The sequence below is a fragment of the Desulfacinum infernum DSM 9756 genome, from assembly GCF_900129305.1.
Lineage (GTDB): Bacteria > Desulfobacterota > Syntrophobacteria > Syntrophobacterales > DSM-9756 > Desulfacinum > Desulfacinum infernum.
On record NZ_FQVB01000039.1, the window covers coordinates 20,771 to 33,278 of the forward strand.

Here is a 12,508-nt window from a genome sequence, read left to right on the forward strand (position 1 = left end):
CACGAAGGAGAATCATGTCCGTATGGGAGACCCTGCTGGTGGCCGTGGCGCTCGGCTGTGATGCCTTTGCCGTGGGCCTCGGCGTGGGCACCCGCTTCTGCACACCCCGCCACATCTTTCGCCTTTCCTTCCATTTCGGCTTCTTTCAGTTCGCCATGCCCCTCATCGGATGGGTGCTGGGAACCACCCTGGTGGAAACGGCCCGCACCTGGGGCCCCTGGGTCGCCTGCGCCATCCTCCTTTTCATCGGCTCCAAGATGGCTTACGAAAGTCTGCGGGGCGGTGAGGAAGAGGAGGCCTGCGCCGACCCCACCCGAGGCACGAGCCTGGTTGTCCTTTCGGTCGCCACCAGCCTGGACGCCTTGGGAGTGGGGTTCAGCCTGGGCCTTCTGGGCAGGCGCCTTCTGGGAGCCGCCGTCTGCATCGGAGTCACCGCCGGGCTCATGACCTGGGCGGCCATGCGGATCGGCGATCGCCTCTCCGCCCTGTGGGGCCGCCGCATGGGCGTCGTGGGCGGCGGCATCCTTATACTCATCGCCTTCAAACTTCTCAAAGGTTAACATCAGAAAAAACGGGATGGATCCATGGCAGCCAGATTGGAGATCGCTCTCAAGCCTCACCTTTTCGATGCGGAAGGATCCGGCCTGTGCCGGATGATCCACGACTATTTCGGCTGGCACGTGGGAAGCGCCCGTGTGATCCATGTGCTCATGCTGGACGCCGGTCTGAACGAATCGGAACTGGAAGCTGTTCGCACGGAGATCTTCACCAACCCTGTGACCCAGGTTTCCAGTTATGGGCCCCTGGCAAGACCTGAGGATTTCGACTGGGCCGTCTGGGTGGGGTTCCGCCCGGGTGTGCGGGATACGGCCGGAAGCGTGGCCCTGGAGGCCATTACCGACTTCCTGCAACGGCCGATGCCTCCCCATGCGGCCGCCTACACCTCCAAATTGGTGCTGCTCCGGGACGCCCCACTTAGCCGCGAACAGGTGGACACCATCGCCCGGGAACTGCTGGCCAACGACATCATCCAGCAATGGCGCATCTACGCCCCAAAGGACTGGGATTCCCGGCATGGCATCGGCTTCATTCTCCCCAAGGTGGACCTGGCCCACACACCGACGGTGCAGACCCTCGCCATCGGCAGCGACGACGAGCTCAAGAGGCTGAGCGATGAACGAAACCTGGCGCTCCATCCCCGGGACATCCCCGTGATTCGGGCCTACTTCCTTCGGCCGGAGGTGGTGGAAGAGCGGCGCAAGGTGGGCCTCGATCTCCCCACCGACGTGGAGCTGGAAGCCATCAGCCAGGCCCGAAGCGACCACTGCAACCACAACACCTTCAGGGGGAAATTCTTCTACCGCGATCCCGATTCCGGTGAAGAAGCCGTGGTGGACAGTCTCTTCAGGACCTGCATCGAAGCTCCCACCCTGAAGATTCAAAAGAAAAAGGACTGGGTGGTATCGGTCTTGTGGGACAACGCCGGGGTGGCCCGCTTCGACGACGACCATCACTACGTGATCACGGGGGAAACCCACAACAGCCCCTCCAACATGGAAGCCTACGGCGGGGCCCTCACCGGCATCGTGGGTGTCTACCGGGATCCCATGGGAACCGGAAAGGGCTCGCGCCTCATCGCCGGCCTCTACGGCTACTGCGTGGGCCCCCGGGACTACGCCGGCCCGCTCCGCCCGCACCTGCATCCGCGCCGGCTCCTGGACGGCGTGGTGGAAGGCGTGCGCGACGGGGGCAACAAGCACGGCGTTCCCACGGTCTTCGGCAACCTGCTCCACCACCCCTCCTACCTTGGAAAATGCCTGGTCTTCGTGGGCGCCATCGGCCTTATGCCCAAGACTGTGAAAGGGGAACCCACGGAGCGGAAGAAACCCAACCCAGGAGATCTCATCATCATGGCCGGCGGCCGCGTGGGGAAGGACGGCATCCACGGGGTCACGGCCTCCAGCGAAAGCTACAGCGAACACACCCCCGCCGGGCACGTGCAGATCGGCGATCCCTACACTCAGAAGAAAATGCACGACTTTCTCCTGGAAGCCCGGGACGAAGGGCTCATCACCTTCATCACCGACAACGGAGGCGGCGGGCTCTCATCGTCCATCGGCGAATCGGCTCAGATGGCCGGGGGCGCCCTGGTGGAGCTGGACAAGGTTCCCCTCAAGTACGAGGGTCTGGACGTGTGGGAGATCTGGGTTTCCGAATCCCAGGAGCGGATGACGGTGGCCGTGCGGCCGGAGAATCTGGACCGGTTCATGGAACTGGCCCGCCTCCATGAGGTGGAATGCACCGTGATCGGTCGCTACGAAGATTCGGGAAAGCTCCACCTCACCTACGAAGGCCGCACCTGCGCCTACCTGGACCTGAGCTTCTTCCGCGAGGATTTTCCCCAGTGGGAGTTCGACGCCCAATGGCGGTCGCCCCAATCGAGAGGGCTGACGGAACCCGTGTTGAGCGAGCCGCAGGATTTCGGCCGGCTGCTATGCGATCTTCTGGCCTCGCCCAACCTGTGCAGCCGGGAGTGGATCCAGCGGCAATACGATCACGAAGTGCAGGGAACCAGCGCGGTGAAGTTCCTGGTGGGCCGCGATCGGGACGTACCCAACGATGCGGCGGTCATCCGGCCGGTGCTCTCCTCCAACCGGGGACTGGCCGTCACCCAGGCGCTCCATCCCACCTATTCGCAGATCGACACCTACCACATGGTGGAAGCGTCCATCGACGAATGCGTGCGCCGGCTTCTCGCCGTGGGCGGGATCCTGGATGAGATCGGCGGGGTGGACAACTTCTGCTGGCCCAACATCCAGTACGATCCGGAAAAGAACCCGGACGGGCGATACAAGGCGGCCCAGCTGGTGCGGGCCAACTGGGCGCTGCGGGACATGTGCCTGGCCTACGGCATCCCGCTCCTTTCCGGAAAGGACAGCATGTATGTGGACGGCCACCTTCCCGGAGCCTACGGCGAACGCCACAAGGTGTCGGGGCTTCCCACCATGCAGTTCACCGCCACCACGGTGGTGCCCGACGTGAACCGCTGCCTCACCATGGACGTGAAGATGCCCGGGGATGCGGTCTACGTCCTGGGGATCACGCGAAACGAGCTGGGGGCTTCCGAATACTACGAGCATTTGGGCCACGTGGGCCTGAACGTTCCGCGCGCCCGCCCGGAAGACTTCCTCAAGCTCTACCGCGCCCTGGAACAGGCCGTGGATCGAGGGCTCTGCGCTTCCTGCCGCGCCGTGGGCCGGGGTGGGCTGGCTGTACACGGGGCCATGACGGCTTTTGCAGGAAGGCTTGGCATGACATGGGATCTGAGCCGCGTTCCGGTGGATGGCGATCTTCCCCCTTCGGCCTTGCTCTTCAGCGAGTCTCTCGGCCGTTTCCTGGTGACCGTGCCGCCCGATCGGATCGCCGCCTTCGAAGAACTCATGAAGGGGCTTCCCGCGGGCCGGATCGGTGAGGTGATCGAGGCGCCTGTTTTTCGCATCCGGGCAAGCGACGGAAAGGAGCTGCTGAACGTGCCGCTGGAACGCCTCCGGCAGGCCTGGTGCGGCGGAAAGGGCTAGGAGCTTGTCCGAGAATGGCGTTTTCCTGGGAGCCTATCCGAAAGTGCTGCGAAGGGCCGTTTTTCTCGTAGCGCAGCCCTTTAGGGCTGCGGAGGAAACCTCCGGACGTCGGGCTGGCCACCGGGCATGATGTCCATCACTAGAAAACGTTATGATGACTCTTTCCCGCGGGGCTGAAGCCCCGCGGCTACAAAAAGAACGGAGATCCCGGGCCTCTTGGGCCAGGGAGCCATTCTCAGAAAAGCTCCCAGCCCCGTGACCTCAAAGGACACCCACCCTGTGGGAGCGGTTCGCGAACCGCCCCCACAGGGACCCTACTTTATCGATTTGTTATCCCCGCGTGCGGGATTTCATGACATTCTGAAAATCGTGCCTTAATCCCTGGGAGGACAACCGACCCATGAAGGACGTACGAGCTCTGGTACTCACAGGCTTCGGCCTCAACTGCGATTGGGAAACGGCCCATATCCTCAACCTGGCCGGGGCCCAGGCCCGGCGGGTTCACCTCAACGCCATCATCTCCGGTGCCCAACGGCTGGAGGACTACCACATCTTCGTCATCGGAGGCGGATTCTCTTGGGCCGACGAACACGGCGCCGGCGTCATCCTGGCCATGCGCCTCAAACACCGCCTGCGGGATCAGATCCTGTCCTTCGTGGACCGAGGCGGCCTGGTGCTGGGAATCTGCAACGGATTCCAGGTCCTGGTCAACACGGGCCTGCTGCCGGGTTTCCAACCGGGGTCGTGGGAACGGCAGGCGGCGCTCGTGACCAACGACTGCGGAACCTTTCGGGACCAGTGGGTCCATGTGGTCTTCAACGACCAATCCCCCTGCGTCTTCACCCGGGGCCTGGAGGCCATGGAGTTACCCGTGCGCCACGGGGAGGGAAAGTTCTTCGCCGAGCCGGACGTGATCGAAAGGCTGGAGAAGAACCATCAGGTGGTGCTCCGTTACGCCACGGAAGACGGGCACCCTGCGGGCGGAGCGTTCCCCGCCAATCCCAACGGATCCATCCACGACATCGCGGGCATCTGCGACCCCACGGGACGCATCCTGGGCCTCATGCCCCACCCGGAAGCGTTCAACCACTGGACCAACCACCCCGACTGGACCCTGGAAAAGGAACGGCGACGTCGGGCCGGTGAGCCCCTGCCGGAGGAAGGCGCCGGAGTCCTCCTTTTCCGAAACGCGGTGCACTTCGCCCGCACCGGCGAACAGTTCGTTGCCTGACCCCAGAGAGAGGAAGCCATGAACACTTCCCAGCCCCTGCGCATCGCCGTTCTTCTTTCCGGCGGCGGGACCAACCTGCAGGCCCTGATCGACCGGATGAACGACGGGTCCCTCAAGGCCCGGATCGTCTGCGTCGGAAGCGACCGCGCGGACGCCTACGGCCTGGAACGGGCCCGCATGGCCGGAATCCCCACGTTCGTGGTGGATTACGCCCGCCACATGACTTCCGAACCCACGCCGGCCCTGGACGAAGCGCTGGTGGGTCAGGTCCTGGGCCGCCAGCGGATCCTGAGCCCCGGAGTATCCCCTGAGGAAGCCCGTGCGCGCATTCAGCGCCTCATCGGCGCCGAACGGGAGCTCATGGCTCAGCTGGATGCACACCAGCCCGACATCATCTGCCTGGCGGGTTTCATGCGCCTTCTCACCCCTCACTTCCTGGACCACTACAACACGTCGGGCGCCTTCCGGGTGGTCAACATCCACCCGGCGCTCCTTCCCGCCTTTCCCGGACGGCACGGCTACCGGGATACCTTCCGTTACGGCTGCAAGTGGGGCGGCGTGACCGTCCACTTCGTGGACGAAGGAGAGGATTCGGGACCTGTCATCGCCCAGGGCGTCTATCCCATCTTCGACGAAGACGACGAGCGCACCGTGCAGAACCGAGGGCTGCATCTGGAGTACAAGATCTACGCCCAGGTGATCAACTGGATCGCCGACGGTAGGGTGCGGGTGGAACCCGGGCCGGGATCCCGCCCGCGTGTGCGCATCACCGACCCCAACTACCGCGAAATCATCGGCTCCTGGGTGGAGTCGGCGTTTCGATTTAGGGGATGAGTGACGAGTTATGAGTGATGAGTGACGAGTGATGGGTGATGGGTAAAGGACTGCCATCATGCTTGATACACATGACGTACAGGTGAGCAGGGAAGCCCAGGAAGGTAGAAGGCAGGAGGCGGAGGTGCGCACCCACAAGGATCTGGAACTCTGGAAAGCCGCCATGGATTTGGCCAAGGCCGTCTACCTAGTCACCTCACGGTTCCCCAGGGAAGAAGTTTATGGGATGACGGCCCAGATGAGGCGCGCTGCGGTGTCCGTTCCCTGCAACATCGCCGAAGGTGCCGCGCGCAATTCCAGAAAGGAATTCATTCAATTTCTTTACATCGCCTGGGTTCCCTGGCCGAGCTGGAAACCCAATGGATACTTGCCAACGATTTGGGCCTGGCCCGGGACGAAAGCCTGGAAAGCAAGATCGAACAGGTGCGCAAGCTTCATTTAGGACTCCTGCGCCATTTCAAGCAAGATCCCCCCACCTGACTCATCCCCCATCACTCATCACCCATCCCCCATCCCCCATCCCCCATCCCCCATCCCCCATCCCCCATCCCTCATCACCCATCACCCATCACCCATCACTCCCACTATGTGTTGCTGCTCCTCCGCCGACAAATACGGATGCATGGGCAGGGCGAAGATGCGTCGGGCCAGGTCTTCGCTTACCGGAAAGTCGCCTTCCTTGTGGCCCAAATGCGCGAAGGCGGGCTGCAGGTGGAGCGGCACCGGGTAGTAGACGGCCGTGGGGATTCCGGCATCCTCCAGGCGTTTTCGGAGGGCGTCCCGATCCTGTTCGCTGGGGGCGACGACGGAAAATTGGGCCCAGGCGGACACGGCGCCGTCCGGGATGTGCTGGAGCTGCAGATCGGGCCGGTGGCGTTCCAGGAGCTCCCGGTAGCGTTCGGCGGCCTGTTGGCGGAGCATCAGCTCCTCGTCGAAGATCGTCATCTTGGCCAGCAGCACCGCCGCCTGCAGCGTATCCAGGCGCCCGTTGATTCCCAGCCGCACATGGTCGTAGCGGTGGCTTCCCTGGCCGTGGACCCGGATGGAGCGGAGCCGTTCCGCCAGCTCGCCGTCGTCGGTCAAGCACATGCCCCCGTCGCCGTAGCCTCCCAGGGGTTTGGCGGGGAAAAAGCTCGTGGCCGCCCCATGGCCGAACCGGCCCGCCCGGATACCTCCCAGGGACGCCCCGAAGGACTGGGCCGCATCCTCCAGAACCTTCAGCCCACGCTCGGTCGCCACCTGCTCGATCTCCGGGTAGTCGGCGGGAAGGCCGAAAAGGTCCACGGGAATGACGGCCTTGGCCCGGCATCCCCGGGCCGCTTGGGGCAGGGGGTGCAGCGACGGGTCGTCCCGGTCCAGAGCTTCCGCGGCCAGGCTGAGCTTCTCCGGGTCCATGTTGAACGTTTCGGGATCCACGTCCACGAAGACCGGAACCGCTCCCAACAGGGCCACCACCTCCGCCGTGGCAATGAAGGTAAACGGGGTGGTGAAGACCACGTGGCCGGGCCCGAAGCCCCAGGCCATGAGGACCATGAGGAGCGCGTCCGTGCCGGAGGCGCAGCTCACCGCGTGGCGCACCCCCACGTAGCGGGCCAGCTCCTCTTCCAGTTCGATGACTTCCGGCCCCAGGACGTACCGGCCGTGGTCGAGAACCGCGCCGATCCGCTCTTCCAACAAGGCGCGGATCCGCTTCTGCTGGGCTTTCAGATCGATAAATTCCATTTCGTCCACCTTTTTCCTGTGCTAAGAGTCAGGGAATCCGTGTGAAACCCAGCAAGGTTATAGGCCAAAGGGCGAAGGGGCAAGGAGAAAGCTCCAGCAATGCCGTTTTTCCGGGCCGTCCTTCGCCCACGTCGACTCACCCGCTGACCCGCCAGCCCCATGGAGGTGCCGCCCATGAAAGAAGTGATCCTGGAACGGATGGGACCCATCGCCCATCTGATTCTGAACAATCCCGCCACCCGAAACGCTTTGTCGCTGCCCGTGATCCAATCCATCCTGACCCACCTGGACGAGGTGGCCCGGGATCCCGGTGTACGCGTTCTCATCGTTCGGGGCGAAGGACCGGCCTTCTGTGCCGGCCACAATCTCAAGGACATGGTTGCTCCCGAAGCGGATCTTCACGCCCACCGCCGGCTGTTCAGCACCTGTTCCAAGATGATGCTCCAGCTGCACCGGCTTCCCCAGGTGGTGATCGCCCAGGTGCACGGGATCGCCACGGCGGCCGGCTGCCAGCTGGTGGCCGCCTGTGACCTGGCGGTGGCGGAGACAGGGGCCAAGTTCGCCACGCCGGGCGTCAAGATCGGTCTTTTCTGCTCCACGCCCATGGTGCCTCTGGTGCGGGTGATCGGAAGGCGCCGCGCCTTGGAGATGCTCCTCACGGGCCGCTTCGTTTCCGCCCAGGAGGCCCTGGACTGGGGCCTGGTGAACCGGGTGGTGCCCCTGGAGCGGCTTCCGGAAGAAACCATGGAGCTGGCCGAATCCATCGCATCCTTCAGCCGGTTTACCCTCGCCTTTGGGAAGGAGGCCTTCTACAGCCAGGTGGATCTGGACGAGCGGGCCGCTTATGATTTCGCCAAGGAAGCCATCGTCATGAACTGCCTGGCCGACGACGCCCAGGAAGGCATGCGGGCGTTCGTGGAAAAGCGCGCTCCCATCTGGAAGCACCGGTAGGACAGCCGATCGCGTCTCCACCACTATATGCGAAGGGGCGAATGATGATTCGCCCCTACAGGTCGCACCGGGCTCTTCGGTAGGGGCGGGGTTTATCCCCGCCCAGCCAAGCGCTACGGGAAAAACGCTCTTGCCCGGAGCTTTCCGCCAGGCTCCTGGGGGCTTGTTTCAGAACGCCAGGGAGGGCCGTTTTTCTCGTAGCGCAGCCCTTCAGGGCTGCGGAGGAATCCCTGCACGCCGGATGGGCCATGGGGTACTGCCTGTCACTTCATTGGGTTATGATGGCCCCTTTCCGCGGGGCTGAAGCCCCGCGGCTACGAAAGCAGACGGATTCCCTGTCGGTTGATGAAGGGAACTTGTTCTCAGACAAGCTGCTAGGAGGCTGACCGGAAACGGCAGATTCGCGCCGTTCAACGCCGATTCGTCATCCCCGCGAAAGCTGGGATCCAGGATTTCCGGGAACTTATGGACTCCCGCTTGCGCGGGAGTGACGGTTTGCGGAGTTCTCAGACAAGCTCCTAGACCGCCAGGTACCGGTCCTGGACCTCTCGGTCCTCCCGGAGCCTCTCCACGGGACCCTCACATTGCACGCGGCCCTTTTCAATCACATATCCCCGGTCCGCCACGGAAAGGGCGAACCGGGCGTTCTGTTCGGCGAGCAGGATGGGCATCTCACTTTTAAGCCCCGAGATCACTTCCCCGAGAAACTCCACCACCACGGGAGCCAACCCTTCGCAGGGCTCGTCCAGAAGCAGAAGAGCGGGATTGCCCACCAGGGCCCGGGCGATGGCCAAGAGCTGCTGTTCCCCGCCGCTCAGCTCGCCTCCCCGTTTTTTGCGAAGCCGCTCGAGAAGGGGAAATTCCTCAAAGATCCTCTCCGGAGTCCAGGGTTTCCGGCCCGGGCGTTCCGGCAGCACGGCCACCTCCAGGTTTTCTTCCACCGTGAGTCCCGGAAAGATGCGCCGGTCTTCCGGTACGTAACCGATGCCGGCCCGAACGATCTCGTGCACCTGCCGGCCGCTGATCACCTTTCCCCGAAAGCGTATCTCACCGCGCCGGGGCGGGGCGTACCCCACGATGCCCCGCAGGGTCGTGGTCTTTCCCGCACCGTTTCGCCCCAACAGACAGACGATCTCCCCCTCGCGAACCTCCAGGCTGATCCCCTGCAGGATGTAGCTGTCCCCGTAGAACACATGGATATCCACCACTTCAAGGCTCACTGGTTCCTCCCAGATAGGCTTCCCTCACGCGGCGGTCGGCGCGGATTTCCTCCGGAGTCCCTTCGGCCAGAAGCCTTCCCTGATGCAGCACGTAGATATAGTCCGCCACGGAAAAGACCACCTTCATGTCGTGCTCGGTGATGAAGAAGGTGGTCCCGGAGGTTTCGGCCAAACTCTTGATGAGTCGGATCATGTGGTCCGTCTCCTCGGGGTTCATACCTGCGGTGGGCTCGTCCAGGAGCACCATCTGAGGCCGACCGGCCAGCACGATGGCCATTTCCACCAACCGCTTGTCCCCGTAGGGAAGCTCGTGCACCCCCCAGCGGGCCTTATCCTCCAAGCCCACCATGGCCAGGACCTCCAGGGCCGCCTTTTCCAGCGCCCCGTCCCGATGCAAGCGGCGCCAGAAACAAAACGTCCCCCGGTTTTTCACCACCAGGGGTACCTGGACGTTTTCCAGCACCGTCAGCCGCTCAAAGATATTGGTGATCTGGAAGGAGCGCGCCAGGCCCAGGGCGCACAGACGGTGCGGGGGAAGCCCCGTCACGTCCCGACCCAGAAAACGGACCTTCCCCCGGCTGGGCCGATACCGGCCGGAAACCACGTTGTAAAAGGTGGTTTTTCCGGCGCCGTTGGGCCCGATGAGGGCCGTGAGCCGCCCTTCCGGGACCTGGAGCGACACCCCGGAAAGGGCCGCGAACTTTCCGAAGGAGTGATGCACGTCTTCCACACTGAGGATCGGCCGCTGTTTCATGGGGTGCCGCACCTCCGGTTACGGAAGGCGTGGAGCAGCGTGCCCCAGATGCCTTCCGGGAAAAAGAGAACCACGGGGATGAGGATGGCTCCCAGCACGATCATCCAGTTTTCCGTAAACGTGGTGACCCAATGTTCCAGCACGAAGAAGATGGCCGCTCCCACCGCCGGCCCCAGGAACGTGCCGGCACCACCCAGGATGGTCATGAGAACCGGCCGTGCGGAAAAACTCCAATGGAGCATGTCCGGAGTCGCCATGCGGTTGAAGAGGCAAAGAAGGAAACCCGCCAGGCCCGCCAGGGCTCCCGCCGTGACGAACGCCGCCAGCCGAACGGCCTTTACGTTGGCGCCCGAAAAGGAAAGGCGTTCCTTGTTCTCCCTTACCGCCGTCAGGATGAGGCCGAAAGGGGACCGGACCAGCGCCCACAGGAAGAGCGCTCCCGCCACGGCCCAGAAGAGTACGAAGTAGTAGGCCGATGCGGGGGCGAAAAGCGATACCCTCCAAGGTCCCAGCACCACCGGAGGGACGGAAAAGACCGGCAGTCCGTCGCTTCCCCCCGTGACTTCCCGCCAGTTGTGGGCCACGGTAAAGAGCATCATCCCCAAGGCCAGGGACAACATGGCGAAAAAGATCTCGTCGCGGCGCACGCAAAGAAACCCCACCAAGAGGGCCGTCACGGCGGCCGCGCCCACGGAAGCGAGAAGAACGAGCCAAAGGGACGTGACGCCATGGGTCATGAGGAGCGCGGCCGTGTAGGCGCCCACCCCCAACAGACCCCCCTGGCCGAAGGAAAGCAGGCCGGTGTAGCCGAAGAGCAGGTTGAAGCTCATGGCAAAGAGGCCCATGATGAGGATCTCCGTCCCCAGGAGAACCCAGTAGACAGGCAGAAAAGAAGGCGCCGCCGCAAGAAAAACGAGCAGAACCAGGGCCCCGGGCCAGCCGGAAAGGGAAGGTCGTTTCACCATCACACCTCCCTTCCCAAAAGCCCACGCGGCCTCACCAACAGCACCAGGGCCAGCAGCAGATAGGGCAGCGCCATCTGCACCCGACCGGCAAAGGTGGTGCCGAAGGCCTCCAGGAGCCCCAGGACCAAGGCGCCTGCAAACGCCCCGGGAAAGCTCCCCAGGCCTCCCACCACCACCACGATGAAGCTTTCGATGATGATCCTTTCGCCCATGGCCGGCCCCACACTCTGGTGGGGAGCCGCCAGGGCGCCTCCCAAGGCGGCCAGCCAGGCCCCCAGACCGAAAACCAGTGTGAAGAGGAGCGGCACGCGGATGCCCACCCCTTCGGCCATCTCCCGATCCTGGGCCGCCGCCCTGATGATTTTCCCCCAGCGCGTCCAGGAAAAGAAGGCCCACAGGGCCAGGCCCAGCACCGGCCCCACGGCGATGAGAAAGAGCCGGTAAACGGGGTAGGAATGGGCAAAGAGGGGCACGGTCCCGGACAGCAGGGCAGGGGGGTCCACCACGTGGTAGGCGGGTCCCCAGATGATGCGCACGGCATCGTCCAAAACCAGGAGCACCGCGAAGGTCAGGAGCAGCTGGTAACTCACATCCCGCCCGTACACCCGCCGAAGGAGCGTCACCTCCAAAGCCATGCCCAGCAGGGCCGTGGCCAGCGGCGCAATGAGCACCCCCGCCCAGAAGGAGGGAAAGAGGTGCATCACCGTCAGGGTGCCGTAGGCCCCCAGCATGAAGAGGGAACCGTGGGCGAAATTGAGGACGCCCAGGACGCCGAAGATCGTCGTGAGTCCCACGGAGATGAGAAAGAGCAGCATGCCCCAGCTCAGGCCGTTCAGAGTGTTGGTGAGAAGGGATTCCATTGTTTTCGTGATCCGTTGTCCGTTATCCGTGATCTGTTTTCCGTTATGCGTGGTCCGTGGGTCGTTGTCAGTTTACAGATTTCGGTTGGCGGTTATCAGCAGGTCGCTAGCCCAAGTTTGTCACTTTTGTGTGTAAGTTACTGATTTTGTTGTAGAGTGTTTTCAAATTCTACACTACAAATTTTTCATTCGATGGTGGTCAGCCTCCTTAATGGTCGTACCGGCAGCCCGAGAGCATTGTAAATTTTCACGTGAACCGGTTCCGGCTCGGACGTGTGTCGTATGTGAATGACCTGCCCTTTGTCATTGACCATGCTGGTGGTCACCCGCACCTGGCCACTCAGATGCGTTCGCAAGGTGGCCCAGTGGTGACGAATTCCGCTTTCGCGAAGC

The 12,508-nt window shown here is 63.3% G+C and carries 10 protein-coding genes and 2 pseudogenes; 6 read left to right on the plus strand and 6 right to left on the minus strand.

All coding sequences use genetic code 11. From position 1 onward, the window contains the following. Window positions 1–14: 14 nt before the first annotated feature. The 5 genes and pseudogenes from BUB04_RS15770 to BUB04_RS20320 all read left to right on the plus strand — a co-directional run. A complete protein-coding gene (locus BUB04_RS15770; protein ID WP_073041244.1) occupies window positions 15–560 on the plus strand; it encodes a manganese efflux pump MntP in 546 nt (181 codons plus the stop codon). A gap of 24 nt (window positions 561–584) precedes the next feature. Beyond that, window positions 585–3,578, plus strand: a complete 2,994-nt coding sequence (locus BUB04_RS15775; RefSeq protein ID WP_073041246.1) for an AIR synthase-related protein — start codon at window positions 585–587, stop codon at window positions 3,576–3,578. 400 nt (window positions 3,579–3,978) lie between these two features. Continuing rightward, window positions 3,979–4,809 carry a phosphoribosylformylglycinamidine synthase subunit PurQ gene (locus BUB04_RS15780; RefSeq protein ID WP_073041248.1) on the plus strand — a complete coding sequence of 277 codons (831 nt, stop codon included), beginning with the start codon at window positions 3,979–3,981 and terminating at the stop codon, window positions 4,807–4,809. Window positions 4,810–4,827: 18 nt separating this feature from the next. Next, complete coding sequence (purN, locus tag BUB04_RS15785; RefSeq protein WP_073041251.1) at window positions 4,828–5,643, plus strand: phosphoribosylglycinamide formyltransferase; 816 nt, start codon at window positions 4,828–4,830, stop codon at window positions 5,641–5,643. Window positions 5,644–5,806: 163 nt separating this feature from the next. Beyond that, window positions 5,807–5,914: pseudogene (locus tag BUB04_RS20320) on the plus strand (four helix bundle protein); the annotation flags it as partial. Between the two features lie 290 nt (window positions 5,915–6,204). Here the strand turns inward: BUB04_RS20320 and BUB04_RS15795 are convergent. Then, a complete protein-coding gene (locus BUB04_RS15795) occupies window positions 6,205–7,365 on the minus strand; it encodes a DegT/DnrJ/EryC1/StrS family aminotransferase (protein ID WP_073041269.1) in 1,161 nt (386 codons plus the stop codon). A gap of 174 nt (window positions 7,366–7,539) precedes the next feature. Here BUB04_RS15795 and BUB04_RS15800 point away from each other — a divergent pair, with 174 nt between their 5' ends. Next, on the plus strand, window positions 7,540–8,316 hold the full coding sequence (locus BUB04_RS15800) for an enoyl-CoA hydratase (RefSeq protein ID WP_143156522.1): 777 nt from the start codon (window positions 7,540–7,542) through the stop codon (window positions 8,314–8,316). Window positions 8,317–8,834: 518 nt separating this feature from the next. Here the strand turns inward: BUB04_RS15800 and BUB04_RS15805 are convergent. The 5 genes and pseudogenes from BUB04_RS15805 to BUB04_RS19460 form a co-directional block, all read right to left on the minus strand. Further along, window positions 8,835–9,536 (minus strand): ABC transporter ATP-binding protein, encoded by a 702-nt coding sequence (locus BUB04_RS15805; RefSeq protein WP_073041255.1) that lies wholly within the window; start codon window positions 9,534–9,536, stop codon window positions 8,835–8,837. Further along, window positions 9,526–10,290, minus strand: coding sequence for an ABC transporter ATP-binding protein (locus BUB04_RS15810; protein ID WP_073041258.1), 765 nt, complete (start codon window positions 10,288–10,290; stop codon window positions 9,526–9,528). Before BUB04_RS15810 ends, BUB04_RS15805 begins: the two co-directional genes overlap by 11 nt. Beyond that, window positions 10,287–11,255, minus strand: a complete 969-nt coding sequence (locus BUB04_RS15815) for a branched-chain amino acid ABC transporter permease (RefSeq protein WP_073041260.1) — start codon at window positions 11,253–11,255, stop codon at window positions 10,287–10,289. Before BUB04_RS15815 ends, BUB04_RS15810 begins: the two co-directional genes overlap by 4 nt. Continuing rightward, complete coding sequence (locus BUB04_RS15820; protein ID WP_073041262.1) at window positions 11,255–12,115, minus strand: branched-chain amino acid ABC transporter permease; 861 nt, start codon at window positions 12,113–12,115, stop codon at window positions 11,255–11,257. Before BUB04_RS15820 ends, BUB04_RS15815 begins: the two co-directional genes overlap by 1 nt. A gap of 185 nt (window positions 12,116–12,300) precedes the next feature. Beyond that, a pseudogene (locus BUB04_RS19460) lies at window positions 12,301–12,508 on the minus strand (hypothetical protein); the annotation flags it as partial.